The sequence below is a fragment of the Polyangium jinanense genome (assembly GCF_028435265.1).
Taxonomy (GTDB): Bacteria; Myxococcota_A; Polyangia; order Polyangiales; family Polyangiaceae; genus Polyangium; species Polyangium jinanense.
On the sequence record NZ_JAGTJK010000057.1, the window covers coordinates 1 to 18,091 of the forward strand.

Annotated in this window: 19 protein-coding genes; 10 read left to right on the top strand and 9 right to left on the bottom strand. The window is 68.2% G+C overall.

The window, feature by feature from the left end; translation table 11 throughout:
* Window positions 1-293 precede the first annotated feature (293 nt).
* The 3 genes from KEG38_RS46610 to KEG38_RS46620 are packed head-to-tail and all read right to left on the bottom strand — an operon-like array spanning window position 294 to window position 2,943.
* Window positions 294-1,094, bottom strand: coding sequence for a hypothetical protein (locus KEG38_RS46610; protein ID WP_272427316.1), 801 nt, complete (start codon window positions 1,092-1,094; stop codon window positions 294-296).
* Window positions 1,091-2,350: a glutathionylspermidine synthase family protein gene (locus KEG38_RS46615; RefSeq protein WP_272427317.1), complete on the bottom strand. Its 1,260-nt coding sequence runs from the start codon at window positions 2,348-2,350 to the stop codon at window positions 1,091-1,093. Before KEG38_RS46615 ends, KEG38_RS46610 begins: the two co-directional genes overlap by 4 nt.
* Window positions 2,350-2,943, bottom strand: coding sequence for an SMI1/KNR4 family protein (locus KEG38_RS46620; RefSeq protein ID WP_272427318.1), 594 nt, complete (start codon window positions 2,941-2,943; stop codon window positions 2,350-2,352). The genes KEG38_RS46615 and KEG38_RS46620 overlap by 1 nt, the downstream gene beginning before the upstream one ends.
* Window positions 2,944-3,036: 93 nt before the next feature.
* Between KEG38_RS46620 and KEG38_RS46625 the strand changes: the two genes are divergently transcribed.
* The 4 genes from KEG38_RS46625 (at window position 3,037) to KEG38_RS46640 (ending at window position 6,198) form a co-directional block, all read left to right on the top strand.
* Window positions 3,037-3,687, top strand: a complete 651-nt coding sequence (locus KEG38_RS46625) for a hypothetical protein (RefSeq protein WP_272427319.1) — start codon at window positions 3,037-3,039, stop codon at window positions 3,685-3,687.
* Window positions 3,688-3,912: 225 nt separating this feature from the next.
* Window positions 3,913-4,773: a hypothetical protein gene (locus KEG38_RS46630; protein WP_272427320.1), complete on the top strand. Its 861-nt coding sequence runs from the start codon at window positions 3,913-3,915 to the stop codon at window positions 4,771-4,773.
* A 4-nt stretch (window positions 4,774-4,777) separates the two neighbouring features.
* Window positions 4,778-5,683 carry a hypothetical protein gene (locus KEG38_RS46635; protein WP_272427321.1) on the top strand — a complete coding sequence of 302 codons (906 nt, stop codon included), beginning with the start codon at window positions 4,778-4,780 and terminating at the stop codon, window positions 5,681-5,683.
* Between the two features lie 14 nt (window positions 5,684-5,697).
* Window positions 5,698-6,198, top strand: a complete 501-nt coding sequence (locus KEG38_RS46640) for an AAA family ATPase (protein WP_272427323.1) — start codon at window positions 5,698-5,700, stop codon at window positions 6,196-6,198.
* Between the two features lie 17 nt (window positions 6,199-6,215).
* Here the strand turns inward: KEG38_RS46640 and KEG38_RS46645 are convergent, their stop codons facing one another.
* Window positions 6,216-7,016 carry a GNAT family N-acetyltransferase gene (locus tag KEG38_RS46645; protein WP_272427324.1) on the bottom strand — a complete coding sequence of 267 codons (801 nt, stop codon included), beginning with the start codon at window positions 7,014-7,016 and terminating at the stop codon, window positions 6,216-6,218.
* Window positions 7,017-7,170: 154 nt separating this feature from the next.
* On the opposite strand from KEG38_RS46645, the gene KEG38_RS46650 reads away from it, so the two are divergent.
* The gene (locus KEG38_RS46650; protein ID WP_272427326.1) at window positions 7,171-7,800 is read left to right on the top strand and encodes a hypothetical protein; all 630 of its coding nucleotides are present in this window, start codon (window positions 7,171-7,173) and stop codon (window positions 7,798-7,800) included.
* A 656-nt stretch (window positions 7,801-8,456) separates the two neighbouring features.
* Here the strand turns inward: KEG38_RS46650 and KEG38_RS46655 are convergent.
* The 3 genes from KEG38_RS46655 to KEG38_RS46665 are packed head-to-tail and all read right to left on the bottom strand — an operon-like array spanning window position 8,457 to window position 10,212.
* Entirely contained in the window at window positions 8,457-9,143 is a 687-nt protein-coding gene (locus KEG38_RS46655; RefSeq protein ID WP_272427328.1) for a hypothetical protein, read from the bottom strand.
* Window positions 9,144-9,157: 14 nt separating this feature from the next.
* The gene (locus KEG38_RS46660; protein WP_272427329.1) at window positions 9,158-9,406 is read right to left on the bottom strand and encodes a hypothetical protein; all 249 of its coding nucleotides are present in this window, start codon (window positions 9,404-9,406) and stop codon (window positions 9,158-9,160) included.
* A gap of 32 nt (window positions 9,407-9,438) precedes the next feature.
* A complete protein-coding gene (locus tag KEG38_RS46665; RefSeq protein ID WP_272427330.1) occupies window positions 9,439-10,212 on the bottom strand; it encodes a methyltransferase domain-containing protein in 774 nt (257 codons plus the stop codon).
* An 88-nt stretch (window positions 10,213-10,300) separates the two neighbouring features.
* Between KEG38_RS46665 and KEG38_RS46670 the strand changes: the two genes are divergently transcribed.
* The 3 genes from KEG38_RS46670 to KEG38_RS46680 all read left to right on the top strand — a co-directional run bounded on the left by KEG38_RS46670 (window position 10,301) and on the right by KEG38_RS46680 (window position 14,529).
* A complete protein-coding gene (locus KEG38_RS46670; RefSeq protein ID WP_272427332.1) occupies window positions 10,301-11,101 on the top strand; it encodes a tRNA(His) guanylyltransferase Thg1 family protein in 801 nt (266 codons plus the stop codon).
* A gap of 63 nt (window positions 11,102-11,164) precedes the next feature.
* Window positions 11,165-13,096, top strand: a complete 1,932-nt coding sequence (locus KEG38_RS46675; RefSeq protein WP_272427333.1) for a tetratricopeptide repeat protein — start codon at window positions 11,165-11,167, stop codon at window positions 13,094-13,096.
* The gene (locus KEG38_RS46680) at window positions 13,093-14,529 is read left to right on the top strand and encodes a hypothetical protein (protein WP_272427334.1); all 1,437 of its coding nucleotides are present in this window, start codon (window positions 13,093-13,095) and stop codon (window positions 14,527-14,529) included. Before KEG38_RS46675 ends, KEG38_RS46680 begins: the two co-directional genes overlap by 4 nt.
* Before the next feature lie 24 nt (window positions 14,530-14,553).
* Here KEG38_RS46680 and KEG38_RS46685 read toward each other — a convergent pair whose 3' ends face one another.
* Complete coding sequence (locus KEG38_RS46685; RefSeq protein ID WP_272427336.1) at window positions 14,554-15,357, bottom strand: class I SAM-dependent methyltransferase; 804 nt, start codon at window positions 15,355-15,357, stop codon at window positions 14,554-14,556.
* A gap of 151 nt (window positions 15,358-15,508) precedes the next feature.
* Between KEG38_RS46685 and KEG38_RS46690 the strand changes: the two genes are divergently transcribed.
* Complete coding sequence (locus KEG38_RS46690; RefSeq protein WP_272427337.1) at window positions 15,509-15,925, top strand: VOC family protein; 417 nt, start codon at window positions 15,509-15,511, stop codon at window positions 15,923-15,925.
* Between the two features lie 783 nt (window positions 15,926-16,708).
* Here KEG38_RS46690 and KEG38_RS46695 read toward each other — a convergent pair.
* Window positions 16,709-17,224, bottom strand: coding sequence for a GNAT family N-acetyltransferase (locus KEG38_RS46695; RefSeq protein WP_272427339.1), 516 nt, complete (start codon window positions 17,222-17,224; stop codon window positions 16,709-16,711).
* Between the two features lie 111 nt (window positions 17,225-17,335).
* On the opposite strand from KEG38_RS46695, the gene KEG38_RS46700 reads away from it, so the two are divergent.
* Window positions 17,336-18,073: a HEAT repeat domain-containing protein gene (locus KEG38_RS46700; protein ID WP_272427340.1), complete on the top strand. Its 738-nt coding sequence runs from the start codon at window positions 17,336-17,338 to the stop codon at window positions 18,071-18,073.
* Window positions 18,074-18,091 lie beyond the last annotated feature (18 nt).

Below are 18,091 nucleotides of genomic sequence, written 5' to 3' on the forward strand. Positions count from 1 at the left end.
GGGCAAGCCCGGGACTGTCGTTGGAAGAACTGCGCGATGCGCAGTTCTTCCACGGGCCGGTGGCAAGACCGTCGAGCTTGGTCTCACGCACGGCCAGCGTTGCCGGTCGAAACGTCAACGTCGCTGTCTTGGTCGGCAGGGTCGCTTGCGGTCTTGACCTGGCCTGTTCGATGAACTGCGCATCGCGCAGTTCATCGACCCCGGGTCCAGCGCTTGCGCTGGTCCGGGTCCAGGGGTGGACAACCCCTGGTGGGGCCTGGGGCAACGCCCCAGCGCAGCGTCTCGTGAGCCTTCTAGCCGCCGCTGCTCCGCTCGGGAATCACGCCGCCGAACGTGCCGTCGCGCCGGCGCCTGAGCCCCATCCGATCGAACCACTGACCGACCGATTCGAATAACCCGGGGCGCGCGACACGGAGCACCTCGGCTGGGCCGTTCACGTCGGTGCGCACGTGCAGGATCTCGATTCCCTGCTCCTGCCACGAACGAAGGATCGGCGCGAGATCGGCGGCTGGGTGATCCGCCTCGCGCTGGACGAGCGCGGCCCTCCGGATGCCCGCGCGGGCGAGCGTCTTCACCGAGGGGAAATCATTCGGGAAGACGAACGAGCGATTGTCGTATTTGCCCGGTTCGAGCAGTACGCCTTTCCCCATCCGCCGCTGGTCGAGCAGGAACGCCGGCGGCGCGTCTTGCGCGAGCCCCGAGAGGCTCGACGCCGCGTCCACGAGACTTTGCATCGTCTCGGCGTAAGCGATGACGCCCTCGGGCGCGGGAATGGCATTGTACAAAGGCACGGGGCGGAATCCGTGCCGGCCGAGCGCCGCGCCGACGCGCACCCCCGCGGCTCCCGGCAGGTCCAGGATCACGGCGGTGTCCTGCCGTCGCGGCGCGCTGCGATAGGTATGCTCCCCGCCCGGCGCGGCCTGCGCATGCGCATGGATCGGCGCGACGATACGCGCCTCGATCCACGAGGGCGGGGAGGGCAGGGCCTTCGGCTCCGGATCCTCGACGAGATACGCGAAGAGGACGGGCTTGACCCACGCGCTCCACGTGGCGTCGTCGGGCGCCCACAGCCGGTGCACCTCTTCTCGTTTCATGGCCTCTCCTCCGCGATGAGCACGGCGACGTCCGTCGCCCCGGCGTCGATGAAAGGTTTTTCCGTCACCCGGCCATACGCACCCGCCGCGCGACCGTCGACGGTGTAGACGCCGATGCACGGGAGCATCGGTCCGAGCGGCGTTTCGAGCGGGACCGTGACGAACTTTCGCTGCGCCACCCAGCCGGACGGCGCGAGGGAGACACGGAGGGCGAGGTTTGCCCATTCGAGAGCCGTCATGTGCGGACGCATCGATACCGTGTCGCCGGTGTTGCAATAAGCCGATTTGAGGATCCATCCGTCGTCCCGGAGCCAGGGCGCGTCCCTGGGATCACGGGTCTCGGGGAGCAGGCGCCGCCACGTATCGAGGCGCGCGCCGAGCTCGTCCCAGACGAGCGGGAGCCGCTTGCTTTCGCTGAGCGCCGCGGTCCCCGGATTGGAGACCGGGGTCCGGCCGCCGACGAAGAGCGGCTCCCAATCGACGGCGCGCGGCAGGCGCGGAAGCCATTCCGCCTGGTAAAACCGTACGAGGGCCCCGAGCGGCCCGTGATACTCCGCCGAAATCAGGTGCGCCCGCCCGTCGTGGAAGCGGACGTGCGCCGGCGAGGCGCAAAACGCCGCGGCGCCACGATCCCGGAGCTGCTTCGCGAGGTGCGTGACGACCTGATGATCCTCCATGAACCCGGGCGCGGAGAGGAGCGCAATCGCGCCTTCGTCACGGGCTCGGCCGAGCAGCGCGTCGACGAGGCGTTTCGTCGGGTCGCCGGCCGCGCGGGTCCCGGGGAAACACCCGGCCACGAGGGCCGTGAAGTGCGTCGCCTCGGTGAAGCCACCCGGCACGTCGCTGTTGACCTCGGAGATGCGCCATCCTTCCGTGGTGAAATGAAAATCGAAGCGCATCACCCGCGCCGCGGACGGGGTGGGGCGTGCGGCCGCGGCGCGGCGGAAGAGGCGCTGGAGCGCGGGGGGCAACCAAATGCGGCGCTGGAGGGCCGGACGGTCGAGGATCTCCCGCTCGGCCGCGAGCGTCTCACGCGTCAGGCGCTCGGCGAGGCCTCCGAGATGCGCCCAGGTGGCCTCGTCGAGGAAGAGCGGGAAGGGCGCGAGGGCGGTGGTGTCGCCGACCTGCACGTCCCATTTGAAGCAGGCGAGCTCCATCGTGCGACGGAGCTCGCGAAACACGGCAGGAGCGAGCGCGGGGCCCGCGCGGAGGGGAGCACGCGCCTTCGGATCTTCGGCACGCGTCGCGCGGGTCATCAATCGCCGAGGAGATCGAGGTAAGGACCGTCGTAGATGCCCGAATCGGCGAGATACTCGAAGCGGCCGCTTTCGAGCGCATCCGCGTACCGCTCGAGCAGCGTGGCGAGGTCGGCGCTGCCGGTCGTGAAGGGCCCGCCCGCGACCTCCCACTTGATGACCTGCCCGACGCGGCCTGCGCGGCCCGGCGCGAGGTCGATGCAGTAGAGATTGCCGCAGCCGTCCTCGGCGATGGGAATCCAGGCCTCGTGCCACTTCACCGGTTTTACGCGCGGGCGACTTTGCTCGAAGACCTCGTGGTCGTCGAACGTCCCCTTCTTGCGCAGGGATTCGAGCCCGGCGCGCATCTTCCTCGACGCGGCTGCGCCCAGGCCGGCATACTCGAAAATCGGCAGGCCATCATGGACCTTCCACATCGCCACGAGCTCGGGCGGGAGCGGCTTGCCGAGGGCCTTCGCGAGCGCCTGCACGGAGGCATCACGGACCGGTGGGCGAAGCGCCTCTTCGGATGCGTGTTTTTGCAACCAGGCCGCGACTCGCCGCGTCGCCGCCGCGGCCCGCTCGGGACGGTCGGAATCTTTCGGAGAAGCCATCCGCGCCCCGTACGCCAACTCCGCGGCTGCGACAAGCGCCTGACGCCGAGGAACTTGGTTCCCGCCCCCGGCTGGGTCATCCTCCCCGCCGCCATGCGCGCCCACGTCCTTGCGATGCTGCTCCCTGTCGCCGTCCTCCTCCCGGCCTGCGCCGGCTACACGTCCGAGGCACGGCGCGCGGAGATCGCAGGCGAGATCTCGAAGACGAATCTCGAGAGCCGCGGGCGCGCCCTCGCGGCGACGCTGCGCGCGCATGGCGCCACGGCCCTCTCCGTCGAGGACGAGCCCCTCATCGCGCCCGACCTCGATCGATGCTTCTCCGGGTATCGCAATGTCAATCCCACGCCGCTGGAGACGATCGAGCTCGAGCGCGGCGGAGGCCGTAAGCTCACCGCGCCTTGCCGCGCCTTCGCTGATGGTCTTCACACCGGGGCCGCCGAGGCCACGACGGACGACGCAAACCACGTGCTCGTCGTCCGCTCGCGGAACGACCGCGAGGTCTATCCACTCGCCACCACCGCCGATGGAAAACTCCTCGTGCTCCGGCCGCAGCTCAGGGTCGTCGAGCGGCGCGTCATCCGCGTGCCGGGCACCTGCAATCGGATGCCAGGCAGACCTCCCCTCTTCACGACGATCGAGAGCGTCTACGTGCTCGAAGGACGTCGCGCCGATACGGTCGAATACGTGGACGTCCCCTACGACGGCCTCGACGAGGACGTGCACTGTGACGAATACGTGTATTGACGCGCCACGCCATGGCTTGGCTGGTAAGCCCATTGCCCACGCCAGGCCGGCTGTCGCCGCGCGTTCACGTGAAGCACCCCCTCCGACGTTTACACAGCGGACGAGCGGCGTGGTCCGAGAGATGGGGTGTCACCTCGAATCGCCGGGCGCGCAAAGAAAGCTTCCCCATGGCAGGGGCCTTGCTTAAGCTCATGTACTTGCCTTCCTCGGCAAAGGAGACCTTCCATGCGTAAAAGCGGTATCCTCGGGCTCTTGGGCCTTGCCATCGGCCTCACGACGGCGCTCCCCGCGAGCGCGGGCGTCGACCAGTGCGGCAACATCCGTTTCGAGGGGCTTTCGAACTGCGAGGTGCGCGTCACGGCCCAGTGCACGGCCGGGTGCAGCGAGCTCGGCATCTACAAGACGGCGTGCGCCACGAAGCTCGTTCAGGTCTGCGGCAACCAATGCACGTTCTCGGCGGACGCAACCTGCACGGACGACTGCACCGTGCAGTGCAAGTCCGACTGCGACAACGGCGTCAACGTCATCTGCTCCCACAACTGCTTCGAAGAATGCACGACGAGGCGCGACACCGAGTGCGCGGCCAAACCCGACCCGGCGCAGTGCGCCGCGACGTGGGACGCGAACTGCGACAACGAGTGCGACGCCAAATGCGTGACGGTGGACGGCGGCTGCTATCAGCACTGTATCGAGTGCTGCGGTGGCTCGTGCACGGCCGACGCCAACATGAACTGCCAGTACAGCTGCCAGGACGTCGAGTTCGAGCAGTGCGAGCAGGAGTTCCGTGCGAACTGCGAGGCCTCCTGCAGCGGCGACGGAGCGCTCTTCTGCGACGGCGAGTACATCATCTCCGGCTCGCAGGTGCCGGCCTGCCTGCAGGCGCTCGCCGCGCAAGGCATCGAGGTGAAGGCCGAGGCAAGCGTGAGCATCGGCCCCGACGGCATCAATGGCAACATTGCCGCGGGCGTCTGCTCCTACAGCCCGGGCGACAAGGCCACCGTCATCGGGCCGTTCGCGTTGTTCGCCGCGGCCACGGCCGGCTTCCTCTCGCGGCGCCGCAAGCGCGATTCGCGTTCGTCGCGGTGATCCCATGACCGTGCGGCCGACCCCCCTTTCGTGTTTCGTGCTGCTCGTCCTTTCCCTCGCTGGTTGTGCCGATGAGGAATCGAGCACGGAGGTGGTGGTCGGCCTCACGACCAACATGGCCGTTGGTTTCGATTTTTATGAGCTCGATCGGACCCTGAAGGTCGACGGCGTCGCCCTGCAAAGCGAGCATCTTTCGTATGGCGCGGGGAGTTTGCTCCTCCCGGCGGAGCTTCGGGTTCCGACGGCGGAGGACGGCGCCACGATCGAGCTGTCCCTCACGGCAAAACGTATTGGCGAGGACACCCCCGTCGTGACGCGCGAGGCAAGGACGCGCGTGCTCGGCGGGCAATCGCTGCTCTTGCCCGTCTCCCTGGACGAGGCGTGCGCCTTGGTCTCGTGCGCGGCGAATTCGACCTGTGTGCGAGGCGCGTGCGTCGATCCCTTCCTCGACCCGTCGTCCCTCGCGGCCTACGATCCGGCGTGGATCCATTCGGCGGACGATGCGTGCAAGACGGCGTCGTCGGGGGATCCGGCCATCGTGGTCGGGCAGGGGCAAATGGCGTTCGCCACGCTCACGGAGAGCGAGGTGGTGCCGATCGAGCAGGGCCCGCAAGGAGGCCACCACGTGTGGCTCGCGCTCCGCGTGACGGGCCTCCGCCAGATGGGCTCGAAGCTCAAGGTGAGCGGGTTCTATCCCGATCTCGAATACAAGCTGCCTCCGTTCTCCTCGCAGGTCACGCTCCGCAAAGCAGGCGACCATTGCGAGATGTACGGGATCCGGTTCCAGGTGGACCGAGGCATCGCGGTCGAGACCGTCCGGGGCCTTCCACTCGACATCGATCTCGTCCTGACGGACCCGACCGGCGATACCGCGACGGCCCGAACGCAGGTCGTCATCGCGCCCTCATGACACAAGAATCCCTCATGAGAACGGAGAGCGAACGAGCCGAACGACGCAAGCGGTGGGGCGACCGCGTGCCCGTATGTGTCGTCTTCATTGGGCTACCCGGGGCCGGAAAGTCGACGTTCTTCCGGGCGCGGTTCGTCGACACGCACATCCGCATCAACGGCGACATGCTCCGCACGGCGGCCCGCGAGCGGCTGCTCGTCGACGCTTGCCTGCAAGGCGGCACGAGCTTCGTCGTCGACAAGACCAACGTCTCCCGCGCCGAACGAGCGAGGTACATCCAATCCGCGCTCGAAGCGGGATTTTTCGTGCACGGGTATTTTTTCGAGAGCCGGAAGGACGTCTGCCTCGATCGCAATGCGAAGCGCCCGCCCCACGAGCGCGTGCCGGACGTGGCCGTGCTCGGAATGCGGTCGAGGATGGAGCTACCCTCGCGGGAGGAGGGATTCGACGAGCTCTTTTTCGTGCGCGGGGTGGAGGGGACGTGGTTCGTGGAGGCGTATCGCGAGGGAACGTGACACGCGCCCCGCGTGCGTCACGCGAGCGCGAACCAGGAGAAGCCCACGACCGAGTGATACCCCATCGCCTCGTAGACCGGATATCCCATGTCCGTCGCGTGCAGCACCGTGCGATGCAGGCCCGTCGCGGCTTGTGCCTCCGCCAGCGAGCGGCGCATCACGGCGTCGCCATACCCCTTTCGACGGTGCTCGGGGTGCGTCGCCACCCACGCGACGTACAGACGCCCATCGACGGGCGACGTCAGCGTGCAACTGACGGGCTCTCCGTTCACGAAGCCGACGTGCCCGTAAAAGTCATCATCCCAGTAGAAGTCTCGCGCGATGGCCTCGCGGCCAAGCTCGATCGGCATTCCGTACGAGATCATATTCAGATCGGAGAGCGCATTTCGCGTCTCCTGGTCGCGCACACGCCGGATCTCGAGCTCGGCAGGGAGGGGCCTCTGCGGAGGAAGGAGCACGTCGGTCACCATTCCTTTCGTGCCGAGCTGCCTTGTGAGACCCAGCCCCGAAAGTACCTCCTCTGCATCCTTGGGATCCCCGAGCCACGGGTCACACGCCGAGAAGAGCCAGGGCGCCCCGCTCGCCTTGCCGTACTCGATGGCCATGCGGCACCGCTTCGCGAGGTCGTCCCGGTCACGCACGGGCGAGGAGAGATGAATCAGGTTGACGAAGGTCATCGGCGTGCCCGAGAGGGTGACCGTGATCCCGGGCAACGCCTCGACCTTCGCGTCGGGGAACTTGCCGGCGAAGATGCTCCATATCCGGATCATCTGATCAACCGACTCCACAATCTCGTCGTTTCGTTCGTGCTGGCTCATGGGTAAGGTGCGGGCAGGTTATGCTGTCGTCGCGCCGCGCGTCAATGATCCTGGAACGGGGTGGAAGATTGCCGTGAGCTTGTCCTCGGCTTGATCGCAAAGTTGGCGCAGGGTTCGTTGGAACAAAAGGCACGCCTCGGTGTCGAGGCGCGCCATGAACATTCTCCGCATGGCTCTTCTGTGTTTCCTGACCCTCCCCGCCTGCTCCAGTGACACGGGGAGAAACGTCTTTTCCAGCGGTGGCGGCTTCGAGGGCGGCGAGGGCGGCGCCGGGGGTGGTGCCGCTTCGAGTTCGTCGAGCGCGAGCTCCGGCAGCGGCGACGGAGGTGGTGCCTCGTGTGGCCCCTCCCTGGGGTTGCTCTCGTTTCACGGCGTGCGCACGACCTCGTTCGATAACACGACGGCCATGGTCTCGGGGACGTACAGCAACCCGAACGACAGCACGCTCTCCGCGTACTGGGAGGCCGACGGAATGCTGCAGCTCCACGCCGAGAATGCGGATTGGGAGGTGGAGCTGAGTCTCCAGCTCGGGGCGAACATCGATCCGCCTTTGACGATCACCCCGGTGAGCTTCCCGCATTCCGTGTACGGAGCGTGCTTCAGCAGTGGCATCGGAATGGGAAATTCGTATTGCGCTGACGACGCCTTCGAGGTGACGGTGGACAGCCTGGAGTGCAATCACATCCAGGGCTCGTTCAAGGGCAGGGCCATATCCCTCAACGACCTCTATTTCCTCGACGTCGATATGGGCACGTTCGACGTGCCGATCGGTTCGATGCCTTGATGGGCGAGACCCGTCCCCGACATCACGTTTGGTTGCAGCACAAAACGAACGTGCCGCATGCTTTTGCCCGGGCCCGGCAAGATGCTATTGAAGAGGGATGCGAGCCATTCTCCTCCTCGGTTGTCTTCTGGTCACTTCAATGACCACCGGCTGCGTCGCTACGGTGCGTGGCGGTGCATACGCGCGCGATGACGATCGTTGGGACAGGAACCGGTCCCGCACGACCACGTACCGATCGACGTCCTCGCGTCCGAGCGCGTCCCGTCCGAGCACCCCACGTCCCTATGCCAGTCGCGCCAGCGACGATGATTGCCCCCCGGGGCACCGCTGGTCCGACGGCCGCTGCCACGACACCGGCAAGGGACACGATCCCAACAAGCATCGTGGCCATGGCAAGGCCAAGAAGAAGTAGCGACGAAAAGGACGAGGCCGATCTCGTTCACGAGCTCGAAGCGCGGCTTCTCGAGATCACGAACGACGGGGACGTGCGGAGCTCGACCTAGAGCATCGACCGGTTCGATGCTCGGAAGATCGCGAAGCGATCTTCCCTCGGGGGGTGAATCGGCCGGGCTTTGCCCGGACGAGAGGGGGACGCGAGGCGTCCCCCTCGGGACAAAAGAGCTAGGACATCGAGCGGTTGCAAACCGACCGATGTCCTAGCGCGCGCGCCGGACGAGGAACGTGACGCCCCAGAACAGGAGCGCGCCCGGCAGACCTCCCACGAAGATCGGCAGCAAAAGCTCGATCGTCAACGGCGCGGGCCGGCGTTCGAGGTACCACGCGACCGCCGGGAGCGAGCCGAGCGAGACGGCCACGAGCGCGATACAAAAGCCGAGGCGCGCGAGCGCCGTGCGGCCATGCACGAGCCCCGCAACGAGCCCGAACAGCGCAGCCACGACGATGGCCGGGGCGAGCGCGTCGGGATCGCCGAACCAATCTTCGAGCCAGCCCGCGCGGATCACGGCCCCGGCCACGCCGCCGCCGGCCGCAATGCCGAAATTCCTCGCCGCACGCAGGCTCTCGGGGTCCGCGTGGTTGTCATCCATGGCGGCGCGGATCTCGGCGCGCGCGGCGTCGACCATTTCGCGCGGTTCACGCCCTTCGCGGCGCAGCATGTACGCGGCGAGGACGAACATCAGGACGAGCGCCGGAACCTCGGTCACGATGAACGTGAGGCCGGCGGCCGCAAGCGGATGCTGCGCGGGATTTTCGCCGAGCTTGGCTGCGAGGAACACCGCGTAGGGACCGGTTCCGGTCGCGACCCAGTGTACCGTGAGCGCCAGCGCCCCGGCGCAGAGGAGGCCACCCGTGATCCGGGCCCGAAGCGGGAGCGTATGCTGCACGGCGTGGATGTATCCTAAGGTTTTTTGATCGGCTTCTGGGTCTCGCAATCCACCTGCTCGACCCAAGGCGGATTCGCGGCGTGTGTGATCGAGCAGGTCCCGTCTTCGTTGCGCGAAAAACCTTCCTTCACGCTCCCGAGGTTCGGCACATAGATGTCGTCGTTCGGGTCCGGCTTGGCGGGCTCCTGCGCCGCTCCGCCGCACCCCGCGGAGATCGTGACCACGAACGCGGCTGCGAGCCGCGGAGCTTTCTTGTGTCTCATCCTGCCGAGTAGATGCGAGCCCCGCCGCCCCGTCAAGCAGACGAAACGCGCGTCGCCACGACGAACCTTCGCGTGAACGGAAACGGCGTGCCGTAAGGCCGGGCAGGGTAGTCCGATTGCAGGAGCGGACGGAGCGTATCGAGGAAGGCGGCACCTTCCTCGGGCCCGAGCGCGGTCACGATGGGGCGCAGCGTGGTGCCGAGCAACCATTGCAAGACCGCGTTCTCGCCGGGCAACACGTGCAGGTACGTCGTATCCCACGCCTCGACCGTGAACCCGAGGCCGACGAGGTGATCCAGATAAAAAGCCAGGGGCTCGGCGTGCCCTCGGCGCACGTCACGGAGCGCGCTTGCGAAGCGGGGCAGGGCGCGGACCTCTTCCACGCACCGATGCGAAGGCGCCTCGAAATTCGCGGGGATCTGAAAGGCCAGCGTCCCGCCCGGGGAGAGCAGGCCCGCGAGGTGCGCGAGCAGGGCGGCGTGGTCGTCGAGCCAATGGATGGCCGCATTCGAGAAGAGCACGGAGGCGGGCCCGGGCAAGGGGACACGCGCGAGGTCAGCCTGGAGGAACCGGACGCGCGAGGACGCGTGTTTCGTCTGCGCGTCGGCGAGCATGGCCGCGGAGCTGTCCACGCCGAGGATCTCGGCTTCGGGCCAGCGCTCGGCCAGGGCGAGCGTCAGGTCGCCCGTGCCGCAACCGAGATCGACGACCCGCGCGGGGGCCAATGCGTTCACCTGGGCGAGCAAATCGAAGAACGGTCTGCGTCGCGCTTCGCGGAACAGGCTGTATTGCTTCGGATCCCACATGGAACACGGGTCACGTAACACGACCTCGCCGCGGTCGCATGCAGGATCTTTCGCGACGTGGCCCTGCGACTGCTACCTTGGCCGCGCCATGAAGTTCGACGATCTCGAAGCGAAGATGCGGATCTACGAGACCGCGCACGATCACCAGGTCCTTCCGGGGATCTACATGGTCGCGCGCCTCGACGGCCGCGGCTTCACCAAGCTCGTCCGCGAGCGCAAGCCGTTCGAGGCGCCGTTCGACGTCCGCGTCCGCGACATGATGGTCGAGACGACCAAGCACCTCATGGACTGCGGATTCCCGGTGGTCTACGGCTACACGCAAAGCGACGAGATCTCCCTCCTGTTTCGCCGCGACACGGACGTGTTCGGCCGCAAGCTGCGCAAGTACGAGTCGATCCTGGCCGGGGAGGCGAGCGCCAGGTTCGCCCGGCTCCTCGACGATCACGCGGTCTTCGACGCGCGCATCTCGCAGCTCCCCACCGAGCAGGACGTGGTCGATTACTTCCGCTGGCGGCACGAGGACGCGCATCGGAATGCGCTCGGCGGGCATTGCTACTGGCTGCTCCGATCGCAGGGGCTCACGGATCGCGCGGCGACACGGCAACTCGAAGGGCAGTCGATAGCGGATCGGAACGAGCTCTTGTTCCAGAACGGGATCCAGTTCAACAATCTGCCGGCGTGGCAAAAACGCGGCGTGGGGCTTTATTACCGCGACGTGGAGCACGTCGGCCGCGACGGGCGTGACGGAAGCCCCGTGGTCACGACGCGGCGCCGGATCCACATCGATTTCGAGTTGCCGCTGGGGCTTTCGTACACGGCGTTCGTTCGGCAGCGGATCGAGGAGGCGACGCCGGCAAAGGCGGTCCGCGACGACGAGGCGTCAGGCTGATGGAGCACGACGCTTACGTTCGTCGCTTGACAGCCGGGCGCGGAGAGCGGTCCGATGAGGGGTATGCCTCGATCGGCCGCTTCGCTCCTCCTTGGCCTCGCTCTCCTCGCGCCTGCTGCGTGCGGAGGAAGTGCGTCCCAGGAGCCGGCGCCCAAAACGGCCACGAGCACCGCCGCAGGCGCCTGCGAGGCCACCACCGAGGGCGCTTGCCGGGCAGCATGCGACGGCGGAAACGCGGCCTGCTGCGAGCGCCTCGGTGACCTCGCGCTGCAGGATCGCGACCGCGGGCCTTCGCGGGCCCTCGCCGCGTCGGAGGCGTTCGGCAAGGCGTGTAGCGGGGGGCGCGCGCGCGGCTGCCAGAAGCTCTCTCACCTCATGCTGTACGGTTTTCCCGGGGCGCTCGCCGCCGACCCCGCGCAAGCCGTGACCCTCGCGCGCCGCGCCTGCGACGGCGGCGATCCTGCGGGCTGCGGCGATCTCGGGCGGATGTTCCTCCGCGGCCTCGGCGTCGACATCGACGAGCAGCGCGGGGCCCCGCTGCTCGCGCGGGCCTGCGACGAGGGCGACGGCGAGAGTTGCGACGTGCTCGGCGTCGCGCTCCTCTCCGGCCTCGCCGTCACGCCGGATCCCGAGCGCGCCCAAGAGCTCTTCGTCAAGGCAGCACAAGGGAGCGAGAAGGGCTGCGCCGCTGGGGATCCGCGCGCGTGTCTTTCGCTCGGCAAGGCGCTCGTCCTCGGACGCGGCGTGTGGCGGGACCAGGCGCGCGCCGCGGCGCTCTTCCAACGCGCCTGCATGGCGGGGTTTGCCGACGGATGCAATGGGCTGAGCATGGCCTATACGTACGGCCTCGGCGTCCCCATCGACGCGCCCCACGCCCGCGCCCTCGCGCAGCGGAGCTGCGAGGAGGGCAGCCCCCACGGCTGCGGTACGCTCGGCACCCTCCTCATCGACGGCGTGGGCGGCGCGCGGGATCCCGACGAAGGGGCCGCCGCCGCGCGGCGCGGTTGCGACGCCGATCCCTCGGCGTGCATTCACCTCGCAGCGGCGTACGAAAAGGGCGCGGGCGTGTCCAAGGATGCGCAGAAAGCAGCCTCGCTCTACCGGCGCGCATGCGCCGCCGGCAACGCGCACGCCTGCACCGCGTTCGGGCTCGTCATGGTGCACGGCGAGGGCATCACGATGGACAAACGGGGCGGCTACGCGGTCGTCTCCGCGGCGTGTGACGCGCGCCTGCCTGATGCCTGCGCGGTGCTCGGCAAGCTCATTCAGAAAGGAACGACGGCCGCGCCGGATCCGACGCGCGCGTTCGTGCTCTTCCTGGAGAGCTGCGAGGCGGGCGCGCCGATTGGCTGCGAGCAGGCGGGCATCGCGTATGCCGAGGGGAAGGGGACGGCGCGGGACGACGCGCGCGCGGCCGAGCTCTTTCGCCGCGCGTGTGACAGCCAGCAAGAGAGCGCGTGCCTCGAGCTCGGCCTCTTCCGCGCCGAGGGTCGCGGCGGCCCGCGCGACGAGGCCGCGTCCACCGCGCTCATCCAGAAGGCGTGCGAAGCCAAGAGCGACCTCGGCTGCGCGCTCGTCGCGGCGAAGCCAGCCGATCGCGTCGCCCTTCGCGCCAAGCACCGCACGAAGGTCGACGAATGCAATGCGCTCATCGAGGTCATCAACGCCGGCGTGGCGGACCTCAACAAGGCGCCGCGCTCGGACGACGCCGATCCGACCGGTGCGCGCGAGCTCCGCAGGATGGCCGACGTGATGGATCGCGTGGCGCAGCAAGTGGGAGGCGTCCGGCTCACCGTACCCGAGCTCGTCCAGTTCAGCGCCGATTATCGGGGGTTGGCCGTCATCGTCGCGAAAGCCGCCCGCGCGATGGCGACGGCAGCGGACGCGAAGGACCTCGCCGCCCTCAACGCCGCGCAGGCCGACCTCGGCAAGGCGGTCAAGCGAGAGGACCCGATCGTCGACGCCATCAACACTTTTTGCCAGGAAAAACCATGATCTTTCGATCTCGTATCCTCTCGCTTGCCGCCCTCTCCGCGCTCGCGCTCTCCTGCTCCAAGTCGACCCCGACGCCCGAAAAAGAGGCGACGAGCACGCCGAGCACCGCGCCCGTGGCCCCGAGCGCAAGCGCCGTGTCGACCGAGCGCGAGCCGCCGAAACCGACGATTCCCACGCTCGCCCCCGAGCCATTCGAGGCCACGAGGATGCTGTCCGTGGACCTCTTCGCCATCGAGGGCGCGCTCCTCGTCACCGAGGGCCTGCGCGTCGGCCGCATCGTCGAAGAGCGCGTCGAATGGATCGGGAGCATCCCGGACGGCAACGAATCCCTCGGCGGCAATCGCCTCTCCTCCGTCCACGGCTACTGGCCGGACGGCGTCGACGTCCTGTACACGACGAACAATGGCCGCGCCCTGATGCCCACGCTCTTTCCGCTCACCGGAAAGGGCGTGGAGCGCAGGTTTGGCCCGGGCGGCGGGCTCGGGTGGATCAATGGCACGACCCGTCTCGGCAAGACGACACTCGTGGCGGGGTACGACGGGGAAGGGGGCCACCGGATCGAGACCGTCCGAGGGCCGACGTGGGTGATCAAACCGCTCGACGCCGAGAAGGGCGGTTGCAAGGAAGACGAAGTGCGAAAGGCCTGGGGCAACAACGCGGCGCTCGCGCTCCCGCCCCGCGCCATCGCCGGGACCGAGGCCGGCACGCTCGTGACGCTCGGAAACCTCTGCGAGCGAGAAAAGAGCCCGGCCGCGGAGGTCTGGGACCAACCCGGCAAATCACGCATCATCGAGCTCGGCAGCATGGTGAAGGAGCTCGGCTACTTCCCCAAGATGCTCCGGGGCAAGGGGGACGACCTCTGGGTCGAATCCACGCCGGTGCTCCATTACAACGGCGGGAAATTCGAGACCCTGCCGGCCCTCGACAAACCGATCCGGGACCTCTTCGTCTCGCCGAGCGGCAAGCTCCACGGCATCGCGGGCCGGTCGATCGTCCGCTACGACGAGGGCAAATGGACGACGATCGCGAATTTCCCCCGGCCCATGCGGTTTTCCACGATCGCCATGGATGAAAAGGAGACGATCTGGGTCTCGTACAGCGGCGTGTCCCGGCTGCGCGAGACGCAGAGCGCCGACCCAGAGGACCATTGCACGACGCCGTTCGTGTACCTGTACGAGGTGTCCTGGAAAAACGACGCGAAATACACCTATCCCACGACCGCGAAGGCGCTCTCCACGTTCCCGGCCGTCGCCGACCTCGGGCTCGTCGAGTATTACGAAGACGGCCGGCGTCTCGGCGTCACGGTGAAGAGCAAGGAGCAAGGCGAGGCCGTCATCGCCCACGTCAAGGCGAACATGAAGGACGAGCACCCCGAGCTCATCTGTTACGCCCCGCGAAGCCCCCGGGTCATCGAGATCAAGGCCGCCAAATGAGACCCCTCCAGAACCGCCCGCGCGTCACGACGCGCGCGGGCATCCCGTGAAGTACAGCGCCGAACCGGCGACACCCGCGTCCCAGTCATAGGCATCGCCGCCGGGCACGGAGCGCGCAATCGCGAGCAGCTCGTCGGGCGCGTAGGCGCGAATCGCAGAGACCGTGCCGTCCCACGCCACGAGCGTCGGGATCAGCGGGACGAGGTACGTCAGCGCCCAGCGCGACGCCCGCAGCGGGCGCACGAAGGGGACCAGGACGAACGAGCCGACGAACAACGTCGCGATGTTGATCCCCATCGCCACCGGCGCAAGCACGGTCGGCAGCCCTCGGATCGTCTTCGAGGCCGCGACGTCGAAAAAACCGAGCGGCTTTTGGTCGCGCACGATCGAGGCGACGAGCGCCGTGACGGCCTCGGGCGGGAAATGGTGCAGCGCGCCCCACATCGTGCGCACGCCGTCGAGCTCGGGCGGGACCGCAAGGGCGTCGACGGGATCTTCGCGGTAGACGAGCTTGGCGTCGTTCCTCTCCGCGACACGCGCACGGCCAGCCTCGTTCGGGTACCGGTCCGTCAGGACGAACCGCACGTCCTCGCGCCCCGCGTCACGCAGCGCGCGGATCGCGTAGAGCGCGCCGCCGCCGCCGCCCGAGCACACGTCGACCACCTGCGTGCATCGGGTCCGATCGAGCAGCGCCTCGAGCTTCGGCACGACCTCGCGGTAAAACCCCAGGCGATCGAAGGCCAAATCGAGCAGATCCGTGCCGCCGTCACGGATGGCAGCGGGCATCCAGGGGAGATCCTCGAGCTCGACGAGTTGCATGCGTTGCACGAGCGCGATGATGGGGGTGCCCGCGCCGCGCTTCAAGGCCCCGCGCGCCGTCCACGACCTGTCCGAACGGCCGCCGAAAAAAATCTGCGGGTGACCGATGAGTCTTCGCCGCCCCGGCAGTCCATGCCCCAGAACCCTCATGGAGGCACCGATGAACGAGCTCGACACCTACCTCTTCTTCGATGGCAACTGCGCCGAGGCGATGCGCTTCTACGAGCGCACGTTCGGCGGCAAGCTCGAGGCCCTGATGAAGTTCGACGAGGGGCCGGCCCCGTGTCCCGAGGGCGGCGCCGGGCGCATCATGCACGCGAGCCTCCTCATCGGCCCCCGCCGGCTGCTCGCATCCGACACCGTGCCGAAGTACCCCCACGAGGGCTTCAAAGGTTTTTCCGTTTCGCTCGGCTTCCCCACAAAGGCCGAAGCGCAGCGGGTCTTCGACGCCCTGGCCGACGGCGGCAAGGTGATGATGCCGCTCCAGAAGACGTTCTGGAGCGAGGCATTCGGCATGGTGACCGACCGCTTCGGCGTCCCCTGGATGATCGGCGGCGGCGAGCACACCAAAGCCTGACCCTCGCGAGGGCGGGAGGCCGCGGAGGAAGAGGAAAGAGAGCAGGGGGCTGTCCGCCCCCTGCACCCCGGACCAGGCACGGCCTGGACCGAAAGCCGAGAAACCGCGCGATGCGCGGCTTCTCGGACGGGCCCGGGCAAGACCTGAAGCGGCGTTGCCAGTCGAGGCGGCAGCGCTGCCTCCGCCTCGAGCAGCCCGCCACCGCGTCCACGTCTCTGCAAACCACGTCGTCGTAGCCCTTCCCCTGGCGCGTCCTCACCCTCTCCGGGCACGAGCACGTGCTCCTCCCCGGGCGTCCTCTCCCTCTCCGGGCACGAGCACGTGCTCCTCCCTGGGCGTCCTCAGCCTCTCCGGGCACGAGCACGTGCTCCTCCCTGGGCGTCCTCAGCCTCTCCGGGCACGAGCACGTGCACCTCCCTGGGCGTCCTCACCCTCGCCGGGCACGAGCACGTGCTCCTCCCTGGGCGTCCTCAGCCTCTCCGGGCACGAGCACGTGCACCTCCCTGGGCGTCCTCAGCCTCCGCGCGGCCGCCCACAGAGCGAGATTTCGCCGATGACAGCATTCGGGCTTCCACCGGCCCGTTGCCAGCCGAAAGGGCAGCGCGGCTGTCTCGATGGGCAGGGGTCGTTCCTCGGCCTGTTCGATGAACTGCGCATCGCGCAGTTCATCGACCCTGGGTCCAGCCCCTGGCTGGTCCGGGTCCAGGGGCGGATAGCCCCTGGTGGGGCCTGGGGCAACGCCCCAGCGAAACGGCCCCCGCGCGAGGCCCTACGAATCGATCCTCAAACGGCGCCGAACTCGGGCCGGTAGCGGACCACGCCGGGTCGCGTGCCGAGACAACCCGGGCGCAGCTCGAGCGCCATGAAGGCCTCGTCGTGCCCCGGCACCTCCCAGCGCAACCCGAATCGCGCGGCGGGCTCGAATCCGAAGCGCGGGTAATACGCGGGATGGCCGAGCACGACGACCGCGCCGTGCCCGGCCCCCCGCAGCCGTTCGAGCCCCTCGCGAATGAGCACGCTGCCAATGCCCTTCCGGTGCCATGCGGGCAGCACGGCCATCGGAGCGAGCCCCTGCGCGATCTCGCGGCTGCCATCTCGGTCGATCTCGACGGGCGAAAACAGGACGTGGCCAACGACGTGTCCGTCTTGCTCCGCGACGAGCGAAAGCGTGATGGCCCCGGATCGGCGAAGCGCGTCGACGAGCGACGCCTCCTCGGGACGACCGAACGCGCATTCGTTCACGTTGCGCACGGCGGCGATGTCGGCGGGGAGTTCGGGGCGTACGAGGAGGGGGCTCACGGGGGCGAGCATTGCGCAAGACGGGAACGTTTGCAACCGCCTGCCGCGGGTCCACCGACGTGCGTCGCGGGGAGGTCTTTCTTTTGGCCCGAGGCCAGGGTAGTGGAAGGCGTGAGTTACGAATCCGGCCTCGAAGGCTCCCTCGCGATCGACCCGCCGCCCGACCCCGCGCTCGTCCCCGATCTCCGGGCCGCGGTCGACGCCATCGCGGCCCTGCCCGGCGTCAAACCGGGGCACGCCTCGACCTGGCGCCTCACGCCCCTCGGCGGCGGGCTCGTGAACGAGCAGGCATTCGACTGGGAAGTGCAGGTCGAATGGCTCCGGCGCATTTTGGCCGAGGTCTTCGCGCCTCGCGGTTTGTCCCTCATGGGCAAACTCGAAGCCATCGGGGAGGACGACGAATCCCTCGCCGTCGTGCGTGTCGATGCCTCCGGCATCGTGGTCGAGACCATCGAAGGAGAGCCGGACGATCCCGAGGGGTGGATCGATTTGCTGAAGAACGGGAGCGAGGAAGAGCGAGCGATCGCCGCCGAACAGCTCGGGGCCTACGACGAGGACGTCGCGGTCCCGGCCCTCACCCGCGCGCTCACGGATCCGAGCGGGGACGTGCGCCGGCGCGCGCTCGAAACGCTCGGCCAATTCGAAAAATCCGCGCTCCCGGCGCTCGATGCCGTCATCGGCTGTCTTTCCGACGAAAACCCCTTCGTTCGTTACTGGGCCACCTTCGCGCTCGGGCGCATGGGAAGCCTGGCGGCGCCGGCGCTTGGTCGCCTCGAAGAGCTGACGCGTGACACGGCCGAGGGCCCGCGTTATGGCGCGATCGACGCCCTTCGGCGAATTCGGTCCTGAAGAATCACGCGTGAACCA

Excerpts from the sequence above, each read along its gene's own strand:
- KEG38_RS46625 (WP_272427319.1), top strand. The coding sequence starts at position 3,037 with ATGCGCGCCCACGTCCTTGCGATGCTGCTCCCTGTCGCCGTCCTCCTC.
- KEG38_RS46615 (WP_272427317.1), bottom strand. The coding sequence starts at position 2,350 with ATGACCCGCGCGACGCGTGCCGAAGATCCGAAGGCGCGTGCTCCCCTC.
- KEG38_RS46660 (WP_272427329.1), bottom strand. The coding sequence starts at position 9,406 with ATGAGACACAAGAAAGCTCCGCGGCTCGCAGCCGCGTTCGTGGTCACG.
- KEG38_RS46650 (WP_272427326.1), top strand. The coding sequence starts at position 7,171 with ATGAACATTCTCCGCATGGCTCTTCTGTGTTTCCTGACCCTCCCCGCC.
- KEG38_RS46635 (WP_272427321.1), top strand. The coding sequence starts at position 4,778 with ATGACCGTGCGGCCGACCCCCCTTTCGTGTTTCGTGCTGCTCGTCCTT.
- KEG38_RS46630 (WP_272427320.1), top strand. The coding sequence starts at position 3,913 with ATGCGTAAAAGCGGTATCCTCGGGCTCTTGGGCCTTGCCATCGGCCTC.
- KEG38_RS46640 (WP_272427323.1), top strand. The coding sequence starts at position 5,698 with ATGAGAACGGAGAGCGAACGAGCCGAACGACGCAAGCGGTGGGGCGAC.
- KEG38_RS46675 (WP_272427333.1), top strand. The coding sequence starts at position 11,165 with ATGCCTCGATCGGCCGCTTCGCTCCTCCTTGGCCTCGCTCTCCTCGCG.
- KEG38_RS46670 (WP_272427332.1), top strand. The coding sequence starts at position 10,301 with ATGAAGTTCGACGATCTCGAAGCGAAGATGCGGATCTACGAGACCGCG.
- KEG38_RS46680 (WP_272427334.1), top strand. The coding sequence starts at position 13,093 with ATGATCTTTCGATCTCGTATCCTCTCGCTTGCCGCCCTCTCCGCGCTC.
- KEG38_RS46690 (WP_272427337.1), top strand. The coding sequence starts at position 15,509 with ATGAACGAGCTCGACACCTACCTCTTCTTCGATGGCAACTGCGCCGAG.
- KEG38_RS46610 (WP_272427316.1), bottom strand. The coding sequence starts at position 1,094 with ATGAAACGAGAAGAGGTGCACCGGCTGTGGGCGCCCGACGACGCCACG.
- KEG38_RS46665 (WP_272427330.1), bottom strand. The coding sequence starts at position 10,212 with ATGTGGGATCCGAAGCAATACAGCCTGTTCCGCGAAGCGCGACGCAGA.
- KEG38_RS46620 (WP_272427318.1), bottom strand. The coding sequence starts at position 2,943 with ATGGCTTCTCCGAAAGATTCCGACCGTCCCGAGCGGGCCGCGGCGGCG.
- KEG38_RS46645 (WP_272427324.1), bottom strand. The coding sequence starts at position 7,016 with ATGAGCCAGCACGAACGAAACGACGAGATTGTGGAGTCGGTTGATCAG.